The sequence below is a fragment of the Agrococcus sp. ProA11 genome (assembly GCF_039880525.1).
In the GTDB taxonomy this organism is placed as follows: Bacteria; Actinomycetota; Actinomycetes; order Actinomycetales; family Microbacteriaceae; genus Agrococcus; species Agrococcus chionoecetis.
Map to the genome: position 1 here is coordinate 2,552,371 of NZ_CP156989.1, position 19,378 is coordinate 2,571,748.

Genomic DNA, 19,378 nt, shown 5'->3' on the forward strand with positions numbered 1-19,378 from the left:
AATGTAATGACAGGCGCGTGCACACGTCAACGAGGACCGCGCCGGAGACGGAGAAGTCGTGACCGACCTGCAGGATCCCGCCGACGATCGAGCCGACAGCGACCGGGCCGGTGTGCTCGTGGTCGGATCGATCACCGCCGACGTCACGACGTTCTCGAGCCGGCTGCCGAAGCCGGGTGAGACCTTCTTGGGCGACGCATTCACGATGGTGCTCGGCGGCAAGGGTGCCAATCAGGCGGTGGCCGCGGGCCGCGCGGGCGTCCCGGCACGCATGGTGGGCTGCGTTGGCGATGACCTCTTCCGCGATCTCGTCTTCCACGGGCTCGAGGATGCGGGCGTCGACGTGAGCCACGTGCGCACGGTGCCCGGTCAGACCGGCATCGCCCACATCCGCGTCGACGCGAGCGGCGAGAACGACATCGTGATGGTGCCGCTCGCCAACGCATCGCTCGACGAGGAGCAGATCGATCGGGCATTCGCCGAGCTCGGCCCCCGCACCCGCGTGATGCTGACGCAGCTCGAGATCCCGTTCCGCCTCACGATGCACGCCATCCGCCGCGCGCATGCCGCCGGCATCACGGTGGTGCTCGATCCCGCGCCGGCGCACGAGCTCGACGACGAGATCTGGCCGCTCATCGACATCGTCTCGCCGAACGAGACGGAGGCGACCCTGCTCACCGGCATCCAGGTCGACTCCCGCGACGCCGCCGTCGAAGCCGGGCGCTGGTTCATCGAGCGCGGTGTGGGCGCGGCGCTCATCACCATGGCGGGCGCCGGCAGCGTGCTCGTGACCGCCGAGACCGTCACCGACCATGCCCCGATCCCGGTCGAGGTGGTGGACACGACCGCCGCGGGCGACGCCTTCGCGGGCTTCCTCGCCGCGGCCCTCGCCGCCGGGCTGCCGCGCGACGAGGCGATCCGGCGCGCCGGTGCCGCGGGCGCCCTCGCCGTCACCAAGCGCGGCGCCTCCCCCAGCCTGCCGACGGCCGCCGAGGTGGATGCGCTGCTCGCCGACCGAGCCAGCGCACGAACGGACGCCTGATGCGCTCCAGCGCCACGACCATCCACCCGCAGCTGAGCAGGATCATCTCCGAGCTCGGGCACTTCGACGAGCTGTTCGTGACCGACGCGGGCCTGCCGATCCCCGCCGGTGCCGAGCGCGTCGACCTCGCGTACCGCAAGGGTGAGCCGCCGTTCCTCGACGTGCTGGACACGATCCTCGCCGAGATCGTGATCGAGGGCGCGGTGATGCCAGCGGAGGTCGCCGAGGCGAGCCCGCACATGCTCGCCGCCGTGCGGGAGCGGCTCGAGCCGCTCGGCATCGAGGTCGAGCTCATCCCGCACGTCGACTACAAGGCCAGGTCGCACAGCGCCCGGGCGTTCGTGCGCAGCGGCGAGTACACGTCGTACGCCAACGTCGCGCTCATCGCCGGCGTCGACTACTGACGATGGCGACCACCACCCCGCGCCGCGGGCGGACCGCGGCGTCGATGCCCTCGATCCGCATCGACCGGCTCTCCGCCGCACCGATGTACGACCAGCTGCGCCGGCAGATCCTGGAGACCATCGAGGACGATGACCTGCAGCCGGGCGACCTGCTGCCGAGCGAGCTGCGCATGTGCGAGCTCTACGGCGTCTCGCGCACGGTCGTGCGGCAGGCGCTCGGGCAGCTCGAGCACGACGGCGTCATCACCCGGGTCAAGGGCAAGGGCACGTTCGTCGCCCCGCAGAAGACGGCGGAGTCGCTCGCCAACGGGCTCGCCGGCCTGTTCGAGGAGGTCTCCGCGCGCGGCGGCCACGTGCACTCGGAGGTGCTGCGGCTCGAGCGCGTGCCCGCGACCGACGCGGTCGCCGCCCAACTGCAGCTGGCGCCCGGCACGACAGTCGTGGCGCTCGAGCGGCTGCGCTTCGTGGACGGCGAGCGCTGGTCGCTCTCGACCACTTGGCTTCCGGAGCCGATCGGCGCGCACGTCTTCGGCGCCGACCTCACCGAGAGCTCGCTCTATGCGCTGCTCGCCTCGCACGGCATCCGAGCCGCGAAGGGCGTGCGCTCGGTCGAGGCGTCGATGACGGATGCGCGAGAGGGCGAGCTGCTCGGCATCGGGCCGTCGAAGCCGGTGCTGCTGCTGCGCAGCACCATGGTGGATGCCGCCGATCGCCCGATCGAGCACTTCCGCGCGCTGCATCGCGGCGATCGCACGCGCTTCGAGTTCCATCCCTCGGCGAGCGATCCGCACGGTCCGCTGTTCCGCACGCACTGAGCGCTCGGCGCCCGTTCCACCTGGCGCAAACCTGTAATGACAGGTAGGGTCGCAGTGTGCGCGAGGACGCGCGCCCACCGACCGAGGAGACCCGTGCCCGAGTTCGCCACGCCCCCCATCGCCCCGTTCGCGATTCGCTTCGATGCCGAGGCCGCGACCCTCACGCCGTCCGGCCCGACGCTGGAGCGCCGCATGAGCGACCTCGAGGGCCTGTTCGCCGACCACGACGCCTGGCAGGCAGCGGTCGCCGACGGCGACCCCGTGGTCTACCGCGTGCAGTCCTCGCCCGTCCCGGAGGCCGACCGCGAGCTGCCGCAGTCGATCACCACGATCGAGCCCGGCACGACGGCCGGCGAGTGCTGGATGACGAAGGGGCACCAGCACCCCAACCACCAGGGGGAGATCTACCTGGCGCTGCACGGCACCGGCGGGCTGCTCATGTTCGACGGCGAGCGCACCGAATGGCTCGACATGACGCCCGGCGTCATCGGCTACATCCCGCCGGGCTGGGCGCACCGCTCGGTCAACGTCGGCGACGAGCCCTACTCGTTCCTCGCGGTCTACCCCGGCGGGGCCGGGCACGACTACGGCTGGGTGCTCGAGCACGGCATGGGCAACCGCATCCACCGCGATGGCGCCGGCTTCGAGCGCCGCCCCTACAGCGCCTGAGCATGCTGATCGCGCACGACCTCGGCACCACCGGGAACAAGGCCAGCCTGCACGACGACGACGGGCGCCTCCGCGCCTCCACGACCGTCGGCTATCCGGCGCACTTCGCCGACGGCGGCGTCGCCGAGCAGGATCCCCGCGATTGGGAGCGCGCGGTCGTCGAGGCCACCCGCACGCTCCTGGCGGAGACGGGGACCGACCCCGCGACGGTCACGGGGCTCGTCGTCAGCGGCCAGATGATGGGCGCCGTGCTGCTCGACGAGCGCTACGAGCCGGTGCGCGACGCGATCATCTGGGCCGACACCCGGTCGCAGCCGCAGACGCAGCAGCTCGTCGACCGGCTCGGTGAGGATGATGCCTACGCCCTGCTGGGCCACCGCCTGAACCCCACCTACTCGATCGCCAAGGTCATGTGGGTGCGCGACAACGAGCCGTCGGTGTTCGAGCGCGTGCGCTGGTTCTGCGTGGCGAAGGACTTCGTCGTGCACCGCCTGACCGGCCGCCTCGCGACCGAGCCGAGCGACGCATCCGCCACCAACGCCTTCGACCAGCGCGCGGGCACCTGGTCGCAGGCGGTCATCGACGCGGCGGGCCTCGACAGCGCCATCTTCCCCGAGATCGTGCCGTCGACCGAGGTGGTTGGCACGCTCACGGCGGATGCCGCCGCGGCCACCGGCCTGCTGCAGGGCACGCGCGTCGTGATGGGCGGCGGCGACGGCCCCATCGCTGCGGTCGGCGCCAGCATCGTGGCCCCCGAGGATGGCGCCTACGTGTGCATGGGCACCTCGTCGTGGATCTCGTTCGCCGCCGAGCAGCCCGTGCTCGACCCCAGTCAGCGCACCTTCACCTTCGACCACGTGGTCCCGGGCCTCTACGTGCCGACCGCGACCATGCAGTCGGCGGGCGCATCGGTGAGCTGGATCAACGAGGTGCTCTCGCCCGAGCCCGACGGGCAGACCCTCTCGCAGCTCGTCGCCGAGGCGGACACCGACGACGCCGCGACCGGTGGCCTCTACTTCCTCCCCTACCTGCTCGGCGAGCGCTCGCCGCGCTGGAACCCGGATGCGCGGGGCGCCTTCGTCGGCATCGGCCGGCACCACGGCCGGCCCCACCTGGTGCGCGCCGTGCTCGAGGGCGTGGCCTTCAACCTCGCCGTCTGCATCGACGCGTTCCGGGCATCGGGCACCACGATCGACCGCATCGACGCGGTCGGCGGCGGTGCCGCGAGCGACGCCTGGCTGCAGATCATGGCGGACGTCTGGGGCGTGCCCGTGCGCCGCCGCTCCGTGGTCGAGGAGGCCAACAGCCTCGGCGCCGCCGTCGTCGGCGCGGTGGGCCTCGGCCTGGTCGACTCCTTCGCGGCAGCCCGCGACCTGTCGGAGGTGACCGCGGAGTTCACGCCCGAGGTGGGCCGCCACGACGACTACCGGCGACGCCTGACGCGCTTCGACGAGGCCTACGATGCCCTCCAGCCGTGGTTCGGGAGGCAGTGATGGCGACGATCCTGGCGACCAGCCGCTCCTTCGGCGCCGGCAGCATCGACCTCGCCGGCGACCTCGAGCGCGCGGGCCACACGGTGCTCCGCGGGCCGAGCGACCACGGACTCGAGGCGCTGCGGGGCGCCCTCGCCACGGCCGACGCCTGGGTGGCGGGCACGGGCCCCGTGACCGCGGCGCACCTCGACGCCGCGCCGCGGCTGCGCGTGGTGGCGCGCTACGGCGTCGGCACGGAGGCCGTCGACGTCGAGGCCGCCGCCCAGCGCGGCATCCTCGTCACGAACACGCCGGGCGCCAACTCAGACGCGGTGGCCGACCACGCGGTCGCGCTCATGCTCGCGGCGCTGCGCTCGATCGCGGACGGCGACCGGCGGGTGCGCGCGAGCGACTGGACGGTCGTGCGCGGTCGACAGCTCGGCGCGCTCACGGTCGGCATCGTCGGCTTTGGCCGCATCGGCCGCGGGGTCGCACAGCGGCTCAGCGGCTTCGGCTCGCGGATCGTCGCCGCCGACCCGATGCTCAGCGACCAGCAGTTGCGCGAGGCCGGCGCCGAGCCGATGGGCTTCGCCGAGATGGCGAGCGAGTGCGACCTCATCACGCTGCACGCGCCCGGCGGCCAGACGCTCGTCGACGCCGCGTGGCTCGGCACCCTCGCGCGCCCGGTCGTGCTCGTCAACACCGCGCGTGCGGACCTCATCGACGAGGACGCGCTCGCGGCGGCGCTGCGGGCGCGCACCGTGGCGGCGTACGCCGCCGACACCTTGCTCGGCGACACGGCGGCCGACGCATCCGCACTGCTGGTGGAGGATCTCGCCGATCGCGTCACCATCACCCCGCACCTGGCGGCGCAGACCGTCGAGGCGGTCGACGGCATGGGCTCGATGGCCGTCGAGAACGCCCTCGCCGCGCTGGCCGGGCGCACGGCCCCGAACCCCGTGAACGAACCAGATCCGGCGGCCAGCCGCCGACGACAGGAGACCGCGTGAATCCGACAGCAGTGGCCGACCGGCTCGCATCCGTCCGGGCGACCGGCGTGCTCGCCGTGCTGCGCGCCGCGAGCCCCGAGACCGCCATCGAGGCCGCGAATGCGCTCATCCGCGGCGGCGTGACCGGCATCGAGGTGACCTACTCGACGCCCGACGCGCCCGCGGTGATCGCCGAGCTGCGCCGCAGCCACGGCGACGCCGCGCTCGTGGGTGCGGGCACCGTCACGACGCCGGCGCAGGCAGAGGAGTCGGCCGCGGCCGGCGCGCAGTTCCTCGTCTCCCCCGGCACCCTCCCGGGGCTGACGGGCGCCATGCTCGGCACCGGCCTCGTCACCATGACGGGCGCCATGACCCCCACCGAGGTGATGGTCGCGATGTCGCTCGGCGTGGATGTCGTGAAGGTGTTCCCGGCGTCGCTGGGCGGCCCCGGCTTCCTCAAGGCGCTGCGCGAGCCCTTCGCCGACGCCGTGCTCATGCCCACCGGCGGCGTGACCGCCGAGAACCTCGCGGAGTTCCTCGCGGCCGGCGCCGTCGCGGTGGGCGCCGGCGGCGACCTGCTCGCCAAGGACGCCCTGGCGGGCGGAGACTGGCACCGCATCGAGGCCCGCGCCCGCGACTACGCGGCTGCGCTGCAGGCGGCGAGGCAGTCGTGAGCGAGCGGATGGGATTCGTCGGCGTCTCGACCGGGTCGTCGTCGATCATGCGCATCTTCCCGGTGTGGGCCGAGATCCTCGACCTCCCCACGCGTGAGCTCGCGGGCCACGACCTGCCGCTCGACTCCACGCCGACGCAGTACCGCGCGCTGGTCGAGCAGATCCGCGACGACCCCTCCCATCGCGGCGCGCTTGTCACGACCCACAAGATGGCCCTCTACGAGGCGGCGCACGACCTGTTCGACGAGCTCGACGACTTCGCCCGCGCCTGCGGCGAGGTCTCCAGCATCGCCAAGCGTCACGGCCGGCTGCTCGGGCACGCGAAGGACCCCATCACGGCGGGGCTCGCGCTCGACGAGTTCCTGCCGACGGATGCCTTCGGCGGGGCCCGCGACGCGGTCGTGCTGGGCGCCGGCGGCGCGGGCCTCGCGCTGACATGGCGGCTCGCCGAGCGCGACGACCGGCCGCGTCGCATCATCGTCACCGACGCCAGCCAGGATCGGCTCGACCACCTCGCCCAGGTGCACGAGGCGCGCGGCACCGACCCGGCGCTGCTGCACCTCGTGCTCGCGAGCCCCTCGGCCACCCGCGCAGCGCTCGACGATGCCCCGGCAGGCAGCCTAGTGGTCAACGCCTCCGGTCTCGGCAAGGACCGCCCCGGCTCGCCCGTGCCCGATGGCGCCCGCTTCCCGGAGCGCGCCGTGGTCTGGGAGTTCAACTACCGCGGCAGCCTCGAGTTCCTGCAGCAGGCCCGCGCGCAGCAGGCCGAGCGGCAGCTGACGATCGTCGACGGCTGGCGCTACTTCATCCACGGCTGGACCCAGGTGATCGGCGAGGTCTTCGAGACCGACATGACGCCCGAGATCGTCGAGCGCCTGGCAGCGGCGGCGGAGCCGTTCCGGGCATGAGCGGCATGCGCGCGGCGCCCGTTCCTGCACCGCTCATCCGCACGGTGCTGGGCGACATCGACGCGGCGTCGCTCGGCAGGGTCAACGCCCACGAGCACCTGTTCCAGGTCTCGCCGCTGCTGCCGGGCGACGAGCTCGACGATGCCCGGCGCTCCGCGGCTGAGGCGGCGAGCCTGCGCGACTCCGGCTTCGACGCCATGATCGACGCCACGCCCATCGGCCTCGGGCGCCGACCGGCATCGGTCGCCGCCATCAGCGAAGCAACGGGCCTGCGGGTGGTCGCGAGCACCGGCATCCACCGCGAGGCGCACTACCCCGACGGCCATCCGCTGCGCGCGCTCGACGCCGACGCGCGCGCCGCGCTGTTCCTGCGCGACCTGCGCGACGGCATGCCCGACGCGGATGACGCCGCGGAGCCCGATCTCGACGACGCCTCCCGTGCGCCCGTGCGCGCGGGACTGATCAAGACCGGCATCGGCTACTGGTCGATCTCTGCCTTCGAGCGCACCACCCTCGAGGCCGCAGCCGCAGCCCACGCGGCGACCGGCGCGGCGATCATGGTGCACCTCGAGCACGGCACGGCCGCGCACGAGGTGCTCGACCTGCTGGAGTCGCTCGACGTGAGCGCCGAACGTGTCATGCTCGCGCACGCCGACAGGCTGCTGGACGCGGGTCATCACGTCGAGCTGCTCGAGCGCGGCGCGGCGCTGGGCTACGACGGCATCGCCCGATGGAAGGACCGCAGCGACGAGGAGCTGCTGACGCTCACCGCAGCCGTCGTCGAGCGCGGGCACGATCGCCTCCTGCTGGGCGGCGACGTCGCGCGCGCCTCCCGCTACGTCGCCTACGGCGGCATGCCGGGGCTCGCCTACCTCGGCGCTCGATACCTCCCGAGGCTGCGGGCTCGCATCGGCGAGGCCGCGCTCGAGCGCATGCTCGTGCAGCATCCGCGCGACCTGCTCACGCTCAGCCGCTGACGGCACGACGAAGCCCCCGACCGCGATGGTCGAGGGCTTCGCGTCAGACTCGGCTCAGCGGATCACTCGTAGAGGACCGCTGCGATCTCCGGGTCGTCGATGTTGGTCGAGTCGTACCAGTACGAACCGGTGTCGGTGAAGTCCTCGAGCTCCTCGCCGTTGACCGCCGCGACCGCGTTCTCGACCACGCTGCGGCCGATGCCGATCGGGTCCTGCGTGATGGCGCCCGCCATCGCGCCGCTGCGGATCGCCTCGATCTGGGCGGCGCCCGAGTCGAAGCCGACGATGGTGATCTGCCCGTTCGGCAGGTTCAGCTCGCTGGCAGCGTTCACGATGCCGATCGCCGAGCCCTCGTTGGTGCCGTACAGGCCCGCGAGGTCGGGGTGGGCGGCGATGATCGCCTTCGCGATGTCGGCCGAGCGCAGGTGGTCGCCGTCGCCGTACTGGATGTCGACGATCTCGATGTCGGGCTCGTTCTCCTCCATGTACTGGACGAAGCCGTCGCGGCGCTCGACACCGGTCGAGTTGATCTGGCTGTGGCCGACGATCGCGACCTGGCCCTCGTGGCCGATGAGCTCCGCCATGTGCTCGGCGGCGAGGCCGCCGGCGACGATGGAGTCGGTCGCTGCCAGGTTCTGGCTGTACTCGCTGTCGCAGGGCGCGTCGAACTCGACGATCGGGATGCTCGCACCCTCGGCCTGCTCATACAGCGGCACGCATGCCTGCGGGTCGAGCGCGGCGTAGCCGATCGCGTCGGGACCGCGGTCGATCGCGGCGCGCAGCATCTGCAGCTGCGCGTCGATCTCGGTCTCGGATGCGGGACCCTCGAAGGTCACCTCGACGCCGAGCTCGTCCGCTGCCTCCTCGGCACCGGTGCGCACGGCCTGCCAGAACTGGTGCTGGAAGCCCTTCGACACGAGTGCGATCTGCAGCGTCTCGCCGTTGCCCTCGGAGCCTGCGCCCTCGGAACCTGCCGGGGCGTCGGTGCCGCCGGAGCAGCCCGCGAGCGCGAGTGCGACGGTCGCGGTGCCTGCCAGCAGCGCTGTCCTCTTGCTGAACTTCATGGAAACTCCGTTGTCTCGTGATCCCGGGATGTCCGGTGATCGGGTCCTGCTGTGCCGGGTGCCTGCCCCCTGGGGCGAGCTGGATGCCGGGACGGTCCGGCTGCGCTCGGCGGCTGGCACGTGATGCCGCCGGTCGCAGGTCTTGGGGTCATACGCCTCGTCGGTTGCGCAGCGTGTCGGCGAAGACGGCGATCGCGATCACGACACCGACGACGACGTTCTGCCACTCCGTCTGGATCGACATGATGCGCAGACCGTTGATGAGCACGCTCATGATGAGCGCGCCGATGAGCGTGCCCACGATCGAGCCGCGTCCACCGAGGAGCGAGGTGCCGCCGATGATCACCGCGGCGATCGCCTGCAGCTCGTAGCCGACACCGAGCTGCGGCTGCGCCGAGTCGAGCCGCGAGGCGATCACCACGCCCGCGATGCCCGTGAACACGCCGGCGACCGTGTAGATCATCACGAGTCGACGGTTGGTGTTGATGCCGGACAGGCGCGTCGCCTCCTCGTTGGAGCCGATGGCGACGGTGTACCGGCCGAAGGTCGTCTTGCTCAGCAGCACGTAGGCGAACGCGGCGAGCGCGAACATGATGAGCACGGCGTTCGGCAGACCGGGGATGAGGGTGCCGGTCGCGATCTCCTTGAAGCCGGCCACGCCGGAGAAGTAGATCGGGCTGACGCCCGAGATCACGAGCGCCAGGCCCTGCGCGACCATCATCATCGCGAGCGTCGCGATGAAGGGCGGCAGCTTGAGGTAGGCGACGTTGAAGCCGTTGACGAAGCCCATGAGCGCGCCCGTCAGGATGCCGGCGAGCACGCCGACGATGAGTGGCAGGCCGAAGTTCACGGCGACGACACCGGTCATCACCGACGCCAGCGTCATGCCGGTGCCGATCGAGAGATCGATGCCGCCGGTGGTGATGACGAAGGTCGTGCCGAGGGCGAGGATGCCGATCACGGCGGTCGCCAGCAGGATGCCGGAGATGTTCGACCAGGTGAAGAAGTTGTTGCTGGCGATCGAGAAGAAGAGCAGCAGCAGCACCAGGGTGCCGAAGGCGAGGCCCTGCTGCAGGCCCTTGCGCCAGAGATCGGCGCGCTTGCCGCGCTCCTTGGCGATCGCCGTGTCCGAGGGGGCGTCGACGGGAGTCTGGGGGGTGGTGTTCGTCATGCTGCTCCCTCTTCGTCCGCGACCAGGTGGGTCGCGTAATCCATGATCTTCTGCTGGCTCGCATCCTCGTTCGCGAGCGTGCCCGTGACTCGGCCGTTGGCCATCACCACGATGCGGTGCGCCAGGCGCAGCACCTCCGGCAGCTCGCTGGAGATGACGATGATCGACTTGCCGTCGGCGGCGAGGCGCTGCAGCAGGCGATAGATCTCCTCCTTCGCACCCACGTCGATGCCACGGGTGGGCTCGTCGAAGATGAGGATGTCGCTGTCGCGCACCAGCCACTTGGCGATGACGACCTTCTGCTGGTTGCCGCCGGAGAGCAGCTTCACGTGCTGCTCGGTGGAGGGCGTCTTGGTGCGGAGCTCCTCGACGTAGCGCTGCGCGACCTTCTTCGCCTTCGCCTGCTGGATGAACCCGAGGGGGCCGGCGAACGCACCGATCGAGGCGAGCGACGTGTTGAACGTGACGCTCTGCTCGAGCAGCAGGCCGAGGCGCTTGCGGTCCTCCGAGAGGTAGCCGATGCCCTGCCGCACGGCATCCGCGGGCTGCTTGATGGCGACCTGCTTGCCGTGCACCTCGATCGTGCCCGACGTGCGGGGATCGGCGCCGATGATCGCGCGGGCGGTCTCGGTGCGGCCGGCACCCATCAGTCCCGCGAACCCCAGGATCTCGCCCCGGTGGAGCTCGAAGCTGACGTCTCGGAGCAGGGCGCGGGTGGAGAGGCCGGTGACGCGGAGCACGATCTCATCCCGCGCGTGGTCGCTCGCCTTCGGCCGCGCGCCCTCGTCGATGTGGCGCCCGACCATCATCTCGATGATGGTCGGCACGTCGATCTGCTCGCGCTCGAGGGTGCCGATGTACTCACCGTCGCGCAGCACCGTGACCCGATCGGCCAGGCGCTTGAGCTCCTCCATGCGGTGCGAGATGTAGACGATGCCGGTGCCCTTGGCGCGCAGGTTGTCGATCAGGCCGATGAGCGTCTCGACCTCGGTGTCGGTGAGCGCCGACGTGGGCTCGTCCATGATCAGCACGCGGGCGTCGAACGAGAGCGCCTTCGCGATCTCGACCATCTGCTGCTTCGCGACGGTGAGATCCCCGACGATCTGGTCGGCCTCGAGCGAGATCCCCATGTCGTCGAGCAGCTGCTGCGCCTTGCGGTTGATGCCGCGCGCATCCAGGAACGGGCCCTTGCGCGGCTCTCGCCCGATGTAGATGTTCTGGGCGACCGTGAGGTCGGGCATCAGGTTCATCTCCTGGTGGATGATGCTGATGCCGAGCTGCTGCGCCGCCGCCGGGTTGGCGATCGTGACCTCGCGGCCCTCGACCTTGATCGTGCCCTCGTCGCGCTGGTAGATGCCGGAGAGGATCTTCATCAGGGTCGACTTGCCAGCGCCGTTCTCGCCCACGAGGACGAGCACCTCACCCGCGTGCAGGGTGAACTGCACCTGGTGGAGCGCCCGGACGCCCGGGAAGCTCTTGCTGATCCCCTCGACCTCGAGGAGCGCTGCTGTCACGTTGGTACCTGCTTCGTTGAAGGATTCCGACTGCGTCAGACCCGGTCGGAAAGATCCGACCAATCATGCCCTCAGGTGGCGGTCTGTCGCAAGTTGTATCTGAATGTATCTAACGTGGCCGTTGCGCGCGAGCATCCAAGGTCACGACCCGATAACCATTTCGGGGCCGATGCCCCGACGTCGCGCCGTCATTGGTGGAATCGGCTGAGGATCGGCCCTCGGCGGGCGCGCTTCAGGCGCCACCAGGGGCGCTCGCGACGCCAAGCGACAGCCCGGGTCGCCTGCGGCGCCTGCGGTCAGACATCCGACCGCAGGGCGCCGCGGCTGCAGGACTACAGCGCGACGTCGCCGCAGAGGTGGACGCGGATGCCCATCCCCTCGAACATCGCTGCCTTCGCCTCCAGCGCCCGATCGGCGGCCTCGGCGTCCGGAGCGTAGGCGACCTGCACGTGGTTGGCCTTGTGGCGCGCCATCAGCTGGTCGCGGCTGACGCCGTGCAGCACCGCGTGCATGATGGGCCACTGCCGGTCTGTCGCCTCGAGCCGACGCTGCGTCTCCTCGGCCGGCAGCTCGGCCACGTGGGCCCGGCCGATGTCGGCATGCAGCGCGTCATCCATCACGAACACGCGCGACCAGACGATCTCGCCCGGCTTCGAGACGCCCGAGAGCGTGCCGCCGCCCTTCGGGAAGAACATCGGCACCTGGCGCATCGAGTACGACTGGTCGTAGCCGCCGTTGTGGCTCGCGGGCACGGAGCCCGAGATCTCGAAGACCCAGACGAACTCGCCGTCGTACTCCTCGCCCCAGCGGATGTCGTGCAGCGTGGTGGCGGGGTCGAACCCCATCGCGGTCCACACCCGGTTGGTCACGAGCGCATCCACCGCGACGCCCTCGTCGACCTCGTTGAAGTGCGGCAGCGGCGCCCCGGCCCACAGCTCTCGCTCGCCGTCGCGCGAGCGCACGGGCGGGCGCTGCACGTTGTTCAGCAGCCCCTCGGCGAGGTCGGATGCCGCGCACTGGTCCTTGAGGCCCTGCTGGTACTGGATGCCGATCGCGTCCACGCCGTAGTCGTCGCCGATGCGCAGCGCCGCGATGTACATCCGCAGCTGGCTGAGCACCTGCTCGCGGGTGAGCTCGGTCGCGTCGTCCTCGCCCCAGTGGAACGTCAGACCTGCCTCCTCGAGCCAGGCGAGCGCCGCCTCGGCCTCGCCGGCCGGCACGCGATCCATCTCGGCCAGCAGCGCGCTCTGCGAGAGCCGCTCCTTGTAGATGCCGGTGGGGTTGAGCATCTCGTCGTCGATGATGGCGTTGTACATGCCCATGCAGCCCTCATCGAAGATGCCGATCACCGCGTGATCCTCGCGCAGCTGCTCGGCGAGCGCGGTGCCCAGCCGGGCCTCGTCGCTGTCGCGGAGCGCAGGCAGGTCGCGCACGTGCGAGGTCTCGTGCGCGATGGCGCCGGTGCGCAGCCACTCCCCGAGCTTGTCGAGCGCCCACTCGTCCGTGAAGTCGCGGCTCCACAGGATCGAGTGCTCGATGTTGGCCTTCGTGAGGCTGGCGGTGAGGTTCAGCATGCCCACGAGGCCCGGGAACTGCCCCGACCAGTTGGCGACCAGCAGGATGGGACCGCGGTGCGCGCGCAGTCCCGCGAGCACGTGGTGGCTGTACTGCCAGACGGCGTCGACGACCACGACCGGCGCATCCTTGGGCACCGAGCGGAAGACCTCGATGCCGCGCGCCTGCGAGTCGATGAAGCCGTGGCCGGTCGCGGGATCGACGTCGTGCGCCCGCTGCATTGCCCAGCCGTGCGATGCCATCGCGGTGCGCACCTGCTCCTCGAACGCCTGCTGAGCCGGCCAGCAGGTCGTGTTCGCTGCCAGGCGCAGGTCGCCGGAGGCGACCGCGTAGACGGTGTCGGATGCGGGCTCGGGCCGGGAGCGCAGCTGCGGCATCGCGTAGGTGGTGGTCATGATGGTCCTTTCGGGAGGCGCGTCAGCGCTGGAGGTCGACGAGCGCGTGGGCGATGTCGCGGGTTGCGGGGTAGAGGGCTCGGTAGTGGCGGTAGAGCGCGTCGTAGGTCTCGCGCAGCCGCGGATCGGGCTCGACGACGACGGCCGGCGGGTTCCATGCATCGATGTCGGGATCGCCGACCAGGCCCGCCGCGAGGAACGCGGCGCCGAAGCTCGCGCCGACGGTGACGCTCGGGATCACCTGGGGCAGACCCGTGACGTCGGAGACGATCTGCGTCCAGAGGCCGCCGGTGGTGCCGCCGCCGACGGCGACGACCCGCTCGATGGGCGTGCCGGCCTCGCGCATGACGTCGATGTTGTGGCGCACGCCGAAGGCGGTCGCCTCGAGGGCCGCGCGGTACAGGTCGCCGGCGGTGGTCTGCAGCGTCATGCCCACGAGCACGCCGCGGGCATCCGGATCCTGGATCGGGGTGCGCTCGCCGGCGAGGTAGGGCAGCATCAGCAGGCCGTTCGCGCCCGGCCCGCTCTCGGCCGCCTGGGCGGTGAGACCGGCGTAGTCGCCGCCGACGAGGTCGCGGATCCAGGTCGTGATCGCGCCGGAGGTCGCCATGCCGCCCGCGAGCGAGTAGGTGCCGGCTGCGACGCCGCGCGTCGTCCACATGCCGGGCGCAGCGGGCCGCTCGGCGGTGGTCGTGACGAGGAACATCGTCGTGCCGTACATGAGCATGAGATCACCGGGCCGGGTGGCGCCGGCGCTCACCGCCTCATCCCACGCGTCGATGGTGCCGAGCGCGACCGGGATGCCCTCCGGCAGCCCCGTCTGCTGGGCCGCCTCGGCGGTGATGACGCCGATCGCGTCGCTGGGCAGCGCGAGCCGCGGCTGCGAGATGCCCGGCGCGACGCGCTCCCACCAGTCGTCGCGCCATGCGGCGGCGTCGATGTCGTAGAGCGGCCACGACTGGCTTGCCGAGTGGTGGTCGAGGAAGAGCTCGCCGGTCAGCCGCTGGGCGAGGAACGACGCGGGCATGGCGAGCGCCGATGCCCTGGCGTAGGCGTCGGGCTCGTGCTCCCGCACCCAGGCGATCTTGGGGCCCACCGCCTGCGAGGTGAGCGGCGTGCCGCCCGTGGCGACGATCTCGTCGGCGCCCAGCTCGGCCGTGAGTCGCGCGATCTGCTCGCCCGCGCGGGTGTCGACGCCGTAGAGGATGGCGGGGCGCACCGGGGCGCCCGCGTCATCGAGCAGCAGCACGCACGGCCCCATGCCGCTGACGCCGATGGCGGCCGGCTCGGCGTCGGGAGCCAGCTCACGCAGCTCTGCGACGATCGAGACGAGCTCGCTCCACCAGATCTCCGCGTCCATCTCGACGTGGCCCGGCATGGGCCGATGCACGGCGTGCTCACGGACCGCGGTCGCGAGCACGGCACCGTGCTGATCGACGAGCACGCCCTTCGTGCTCGACGTGCCGACGTCGATGCCGATGGTGACACTGGGCATGGAGCACTCCTTCGATCCTGCTCTAGCGTGCCAGAGATCGGATGTTCTCGCACGCCGCGCGCGCCGCCAGCCGCTCAGGCGCGAGCATCCGCTCTCGTCCGTTCGGGATGTCCCGCATGGAACATCGGATGCTTCAGCGGATGATGATCAGCGATAGGCCGCGACGACGCGCTCGATCTCGCCGATCGCGGCGGCATCGGGCGCATCCAGCATCATGCGGCAGGTGCCGTCGGCGACGCCGAGCAGTCGCAGCGCCACCTTCATGCGGGCCATGTCGCCGCCGATGATCGAGACGACGTCGTCGACCTGCCGCTGCGCCTCGTCGATCGCCTGCGCATCCTCGGCCGCCGCGGCATCCGCGAGGGCGCGGAACGGCCGGGGCAGCACCGAGCTGACGCCCGAGACCACGCCCTGCGCGCCCGAGCCGGCGGCCGCGACCAGATCCCGGTCTGCGCCGGTGTACAGCACGAAGTGCTCGGGAACGGCGTCCCGGTAGGCCTGGATCTGCTCGAGCGAGAGCTCGCTGACCTTCGCGCCGACGACGCCCGGCAGCGTCGCGAGCTCTGCCAGCAGCGCCGGGGAGACCGCGTTGCCGCTGCGCGCGGGGTAGATGTAGATCCACAGCGCGATGCCGTCGGCGGCCGCCGCCAGCTGCGAGAAGTACTCGACGATCCCCTGCTCGCTCGCCGGGAGGTAGTACGGCGTGATGGCGGCGACCTCGGTGGCGCCCGCGTCGCGGGCGATCGCGAGCCGGCGCAGGGCGCCGTAGGCACTCGGGTGCCCGACGTGCACGACGACGCGCATGGTGTCGCCGAGCGTGTCCATCGCGAGCCGGGTGAGGGTGGCGAACTCCGCCTCCTCGATCACCGGGAACTCCCCGGTGGTGCCGAGCACGAATGCGCCCTCGTTGCCGGAGCGGCCGACGTGCTCGAGGATCGCGCGGCTGCCGGGCACGTCGAGCGACCCATCCGGCAGGAACGAAGTGGGGACGGCGGTCAGGATGTCGTGGGGCACGTCGTGCTCATCTCTTGTCGTGATCGGGGTCCGACGCGCGGTGCGCGCTGGAGGGAGCGGGGTCGGGGTCGTGGGTGGTGCCCGCGACGGCGTCGGCATGCGCCTCGTCCTCGAGCCGCTGGGCGAACGAGCGGCTGTCGCGACGGTGGCGCAGCGCGGCGCGGATCGGCGGCAGGGCGACGGAGAGCACCGCGAGCACCAGCAGCAGGATCGCGATCGGGCTCACCACCTCGAGGAACGGGCGCGTCGGGAGGATCGCGAGCGTGCGCGCGAGGTTCTCCTCGGCGAGCGGTCCCAGCAGCAAGCCGAGCACGACCGGTCCGGCGGGCATCTCGACGCGCTTGAAGAAGAGGCCGATGACGCCGAAGACCAGCATCGTGAGCACCGTCGAGAGGCTGTTCGTCGTCGCGTACGTGCCGACGACGCAGAAGATCAGGATGCCGCTCCAGAGGTAGGGGCGCGGCACATCGAGCAGCCGCACCATCCCCTTCATGCGGACGAGGCTGAAGGCGAGCGAGAGCAGCGTCGCGAGCAGCATGATGCCCGCGATCGAGACCACCAGGTCTGGCCGGTTGGTGAACAGGCTCGGCCCGGGCGCGATGCCCCAGATGATCATCGAACCGATCATCACCGCCATCACGGAGTCGCCCGGCACGCCGAGTGCCATGGTGGTGGTGAGCGATCCGCCCAGGGTCGCGCTGGAGGCGGTGTCGGCGGCGGCGACGCCCTCGATGGAGCCCTTGCCGAACTCCTCGGGGTGCTTCGAGGCGCGCCGTGCGCGCTCCCAGCCGATGAGGCCTGCGATGTCGCCGCCGGCGGCGGGGATGAGGCCGACGCCCAGGCCGACGCCGCCGCCGACCGCGACGGCGCGGCCCGTCTGCCGCAGCTCTGCGCGGCTGGGCCACCAGCGGCCCAGGCTCGAGATGGGGCGCACTGCCGTCTTCGAGTGGGTCAGCAGCTGGTCGAGCAGCTCGGCGATGCCGAACAGGCCGATGATCACGGCGATGAAGTTCAGGCCCTCCGCGAGCTCGAGCACCCCGAAGGTGAAGCGCTGGTCGGCCGTCGCGGCATACGCGCCGACGGTGCCGAGCATGAGCCCGATGAGGCCCGCCAAGATGCCCTTGACCATCGACTTCGACGAGATGCCGATCATGATCGCGATGCCGAACACCACGAGCGCGAACAGCTCGGGGCTCTTGAACGACGAGCGCGCGAAGTTCGCGATCGGCACCGCGGCGGCGCAGAACAGGATGATCGAGGCGAGGATGCCGACCGCCGAGACGATCGCCGAGATCGTCAGCGCGAGGCCGGCACGACCCTGCTTCGCCATCGGGTAGCCGTCGAGCGTCGTTGCGATCGACGCGGGGGTCCCCGGCGTGTTCACCAGGATGGAGGGCACCCGGTCGCCGAAGTTCGCGGCGACGTAGATCGACAGCAGCACGGCGAGGCCCTGCACGGGCTCCATCGTCATCGTGAAGCCGGCGGCGAGCGCGACCACCATGGTGGCGGTGAGGCCAGGGAACGCGCCGACGAGCATGCCGAGCGCCATCCCGATGACCAGCGCGATGATCACCTGGAGCTCGAGCAGGGCGCCGATGCCGTCGAAGAACGCGTTCACAGGGGGATCCTCAGGATCATCGCGAACAGCACCCAGTTGAGGGTCGCGAGCGCGATCGGGTAGATGATGAGGCCCTTCCAGCCGCGGTGGCCGTAGAGCAGCAGGAGCGCGGCCACGGTGAGCGCTGTCGCGACCGGGAAGAGCGCGAGGCGGAGGCCGAGGAGCGCGATGTCGCCCACCGACCACAGGGCGAGGTAGCCGAGCGCGATGAGGACGGTGCCGCCGACGCGCAGCAGCGCGCCGGGCTGGGCGGCCTCGATCTCGTCGCGCGCACCGGCACCGCGCAGCATCGTGCGCAGCACGAGCAGCCCCGCGGCCGCGACCGCGGCCACGCCGAGGAAAGTCGGCCATGCGCGGGCATCCATCTGCCCCGGTGCCGCTTCGCGGCGGAGCTCGATCTGCCCGGCGAGCACCAGGTAGACGATCGTGACGAGCAGCAGCGCGAGCGCGGCCACGAGCTCGATCGCCGTGTCGCGCGTCCAGCGCCGCGCACCGGCGGGCGCGGATGCGGGTGCGATGTCGGTCATCGTTGACTCCTGCGGGTGGGTGGCCGGCCGGGCAGCGCCCGGCCGGCCGTGGACACGTCAGCCCAGCAGCTGCTGGAAGACGTCGAACTGCTCGCCGACGAAGCCCGTGAACTCCTCGGAGTCGCGGTAGACGACGAGGTTGCCGGAGTTGTCCTGGAACTCCTGGTAGCTCTCGCTCTCGACCGCCTGGGCGATCGCATCCTCGAGCGTCGCGTGCACGTCCTCGGGCAGACCGGCCGGCGCGTAGATGCCGCCCCAGCCGCCGAACTCGACGGACTCGCCGAGCGCCTCCTCGACCGTGGGCGTCTCGGGCGCTTTCGGGTGCCGCTCGTCGTGGAAGACGGCGAGCACGCGCACGGCGCCCTCCTGGGCGAGCGCCTCGCCGAGGCCCGACACTGCCGCGTCGGCCTCGCCGGAGGCGGCCGCCGAGACGGCCGTGGCCCCGCCGTCATACGGGATCGGCGTCAGCTGCGCGCCGGTCGCGTCGGAGAGGCCGAGCGTCGCCGCCTCCCAGATCGAGCCGGCACCGGAGTTCGCGACCGTGAGCGGCGATGCCTCCGACTGTGCGACGAGATCCTCGAGCGTCTGGATGTCGCTGTCCGCAGCCACCGAGATGACGCCCGGCGCGAGCATGATCTGGCCGAGGAAGTCGTAGTTCTCGGGCAGCACGTCGGCGCCCTGCGTCGTGTTGAGCATCGCGATCTCCACCGGGCCGAAGCCGATGACGGAGCCGTCGGCGGGCTGCGAGGCGACGTACTCCATCGCGAGGGCACCGGAGGCGCCCGGCATGTTCTCGGCGATCACCGAGACGCCCAGGATCTGCTCGAGCTCTGCGGCGAGCGCGCGGGAGGAGAGGTCGGAGCCGCCGCCCGGGTTGGCCTGGATGATCAGGCGGATGTCGCTCTCGGGGAACGTCGAGCCGTCGGCGGCATCGGTCGCCTCGGGGTCTGCCGGCGTGGTGGACGCGCAGCCGGCCAGCGCCGCGGCACCGATGCCGATCGCTGCGAGCGCCGCGAATGCGCGGCGGGGGGTCGGTCGGGGCATCATGCTCCTCC

Annotated in this window: 18 protein-coding genes; 9 read left to right on the top strand and 9 right to left on the bottom strand. The window is 71.5% G+C overall.

Translation table 11 applies throughout. The annotated features are described in order from the left end of the window. The first annotated feature begins 58 nt into the window (after nucleotides 1–58). The 9 genes from ABG090_RS12190 to ABG090_RS12230 all read left to right on the top strand — a co-directional run bounded on the left by ABG090_RS12190 (nucleotide 59) and on the right by ABG090_RS12230 (nucleotide 7,950). The gene (locus ABG090_RS12190; RefSeq protein ID WP_347754891.1) at nucleotides 59–1,042 is read left to right on the top strand and encodes a ribokinase; all 984 of its coding nucleotides are present in this window, start codon (nucleotides 59–61) and stop codon (nucleotides 1,040–1,042) included. Beyond that, nucleotides 1,042–1,446 (top strand): D-ribose pyranase, encoded by a 405-nt coding sequence (gene rbsD, locus ABG090_RS12195; RefSeq protein WP_347754893.1) that lies wholly within the window; start codon nucleotides 1,042–1,044, stop codon nucleotides 1,444–1,446. Before ABG090_RS12190 ends, rbsD begins: the two co-directional genes overlap by 1 nt. Before the next feature lie 2 nt (nucleotides 1,447–1,448). After that, nucleotides 1,449–2,261 (top strand): GntR family transcriptional regulator, encoded by an 813-nt coding sequence (locus tag ABG090_RS12200; RefSeq protein WP_347754895.1) that lies wholly within the window; start codon nucleotides 1,449–1,451, stop codon nucleotides 2,259–2,261. 93 nt (nucleotides 2,262–2,354) lie between these two features. After that, on the top strand, nucleotides 2,355–2,930 hold the full coding sequence (locus tag ABG090_RS12205) for a glucose-6-phosphate isomerase family protein (RefSeq protein WP_347754898.1): 576 nt from the start codon (nucleotides 2,355–2,357) through the stop codon (nucleotides 2,928–2,930). 2 nt (nucleotides 2,931–2,932) lie between these two features. Next, nucleotides 2,933–4,423, top strand: coding sequence for a xylulokinase (gene xylB, locus ABG090_RS12210; RefSeq protein WP_347754900.1), 1,491 nt, complete (start codon nucleotides 2,933–2,935; stop codon nucleotides 4,421–4,423). Beyond that, the gene (locus ABG090_RS12215; RefSeq protein ID WP_347754902.1) at nucleotides 4,423–5,412 is read left to right on the top strand and encodes an NAD(P)-dependent oxidoreductase; all 990 of its coding nucleotides are present in this window, start codon (nucleotides 4,423–4,425) and stop codon (nucleotides 5,410–5,412) included. Before xylB ends, ABG090_RS12215 begins: the two co-directional genes overlap by 1 nt. Then, entirely contained in the window at nucleotides 5,409–6,065 is a 657-nt protein-coding gene (locus ABG090_RS12220; RefSeq protein ID WP_347754905.1) for a bifunctional 4-hydroxy-2-oxoglutarate aldolase/2-dehydro-3-deoxy-phosphogluconate aldolase, read from the top strand. Before ABG090_RS12215 ends, ABG090_RS12220 begins: the two co-directional genes overlap by 4 nt. Next, on the top strand, nucleotides 6,062–6,973 hold the full coding sequence (locus ABG090_RS12225; RefSeq protein ID WP_347754908.1) for a shikimate dehydrogenase: 912 nt from the start codon (nucleotides 6,062–6,064) through the stop codon (nucleotides 6,971–6,973). The genes ABG090_RS12220 and ABG090_RS12225 overlap by 4 nt, the downstream gene beginning before the upstream one ends. After that, nucleotides 6,970–7,950, top strand: coding sequence for an aryldialkylphosphatase (locus ABG090_RS12230; RefSeq protein ID WP_347754910.1), 981 nt, complete (start codon nucleotides 6,970–6,972; stop codon nucleotides 7,948–7,950). Before ABG090_RS12225 ends, ABG090_RS12230 begins: the two co-directional genes overlap by 4 nt. Before the next feature lie 62 nt (nucleotides 7,951–8,012). On the opposite strand, the gene ABG090_RS12235 is transcribed toward ABG090_RS12230, so the two are convergent. From ABG090_RS12235 to ABG090_RS12275, 9 genes are all read right to left on the bottom strand, one after another. Then, complete coding sequence (locus ABG090_RS12235; protein WP_347754913.1) at nucleotides 8,013–9,014, bottom strand: ABC transporter substrate-binding protein; 1,002 nt, start codon at nucleotides 9,012–9,014, stop codon at nucleotides 8,013–8,015. A gap of 148 nt (nucleotides 9,015–9,162) precedes the next feature. After that, entirely contained in the window at nucleotides 9,163–10,185 is a 1,023-nt protein-coding gene (locus tag ABG090_RS12240; RefSeq protein WP_347754915.1) for an ABC transporter permease, read from the bottom strand. Beyond that, entirely contained in the window at nucleotides 10,182–11,699 is a 1,518-nt protein-coding gene (locus ABG090_RS12245; protein ID WP_347754918.1) for a sugar ABC transporter ATP-binding protein, read from the bottom strand. The genes ABG090_RS12240 and ABG090_RS12245 overlap by 4 nt, the downstream gene beginning before the upstream one ends. A gap of 332 nt (nucleotides 11,700–12,031) precedes the next feature. Beyond that, complete coding sequence (locus ABG090_RS12250) at nucleotides 12,032–13,669, bottom strand: fucose isomerase (protein ID WP_347754920.1); 1,638 nt, start codon at nucleotides 13,667–13,669, stop codon at nucleotides 12,032–12,034. 22 nt (nucleotides 13,670–13,691) lie between these two features. Then, nucleotides 13,692–15,164 carry an FGGY-family carbohydrate kinase gene (locus tag ABG090_RS12255; protein WP_347754923.1) on the bottom strand — a complete coding sequence of 491 codons (1,473 nt, stop codon included), beginning with the start codon at nucleotides 15,162–15,164 and terminating at the stop codon, nucleotides 13,692–13,694. A 147-nt stretch (nucleotides 15,165–15,311) separates the two neighbouring features. Next, the gene (locus ABG090_RS12260) at nucleotides 15,312–16,178 is read right to left on the bottom strand and encodes a dihydrodipicolinate synthase family protein (RefSeq protein ID WP_347754926.1); all 867 of its coding nucleotides are present in this window, start codon (nucleotides 16,176–16,178) and stop codon (nucleotides 15,312–15,314) included. A 7-nt stretch (nucleotides 16,179–16,185) separates the two neighbouring features. Continuing rightward, complete coding sequence (locus ABG090_RS12265; protein WP_347754928.1) at nucleotides 16,186–17,796, bottom strand: tripartite tricarboxylate transporter permease; 1,611 nt, start codon at nucleotides 17,794–17,796, stop codon at nucleotides 16,186–16,188. After that, nucleotides 17,793–18,323, bottom strand: a complete 531-nt coding sequence (locus ABG090_RS12270; RefSeq protein WP_347754930.1) for a tripartite tricarboxylate transporter TctB family protein — start codon at nucleotides 18,321–18,323, stop codon at nucleotides 17,793–17,795. Before ABG090_RS12270 ends, ABG090_RS12265 begins: the two co-directional genes overlap by 4 nt. 57 nt (nucleotides 18,324–18,380) lie before the next feature. Beyond that, entirely contained in the window at nucleotides 18,381–19,367 is a 987-nt protein-coding gene (locus ABG090_RS12275; RefSeq protein ID WP_347754931.1) for a tripartite tricarboxylate transporter substrate binding protein, read from the bottom strand. Nucleotides 19,368–19,378 lie beyond the last annotated feature (11 nt).

Excerpts from the sequence above, each read along its gene's own strand:
- ABG090_RS12200 (WP_347754895.1), top strand. The coding sequence starts at position 1,449 with ATGGCGACCACCACCCCGCGCCGCGGGCGGACCGCGGCGTCGATGCCC.
- ABG090_RS12230 (WP_347754910.1), top strand. The coding sequence starts at position 6,970 with ATGAGCGGCATGCGCGCGGCGCCCGTTCCTGCACCGCTCATCCGCACG.
- ABG090_RS12235 (WP_347754913.1), bottom strand. The coding sequence starts at position 9,014 with ATGAAGTTCAGCAAGAGGACAGCGCTGCTGGCAGGCACCGCGACCGTC.
- ABG090_RS12215 (WP_347754902.1), top strand. The coding sequence starts at position 4,423 with ATGGCGACGATCCTGGCGACCAGCCGCTCCTTCGGCGCCGGCAGCATC.
- ABG090_RS12270 (WP_347754930.1), bottom strand. The coding sequence starts at position 18,323 with ATGACCGACATCGCACCCGCATCCGCGCCCGCCGGTGCGCGGCGCTGG.
- rbsD (WP_347754893.1), top strand. The coding sequence starts at position 1,042 with ATGCGCTCCAGCGCCACGACCATCCACCCGCAGCTGAGCAGGATCATC.
- ABG090_RS12255 (WP_347754923.1), bottom strand. The coding sequence starts at position 15,164 with ATGCCCAGTGTCACCATCGGCATCGACGTCGGCACGTCGAGCACGAAG.
- ABG090_RS12250 (WP_347754920.1), bottom strand. The coding sequence starts at position 13,669 with ATGACCACCACCTACGCGATGCCGCAGCTGCGCTCCCGGCCCGAGCCC.
- ABG090_RS12275 (WP_347754931.1), bottom strand. The coding sequence starts at position 19,367 with ATGCCCCGACCGACCCCCCGCCGCGCATTCGCGGCGCTCGCAGCGATC.
- xylB (WP_347754900.1), top strand. The coding sequence starts at position 2,933 with ATGCTGATCGCGCACGACCTCGGCACCACCGGGAACAAGGCCAGCCTG.
- ABG090_RS12240 (WP_347754915.1), bottom strand. The coding sequence starts at position 10,185 with ATGACGAACACCACCCCCCAGACTCCCGTCGACGCCCCCTCGGACACG.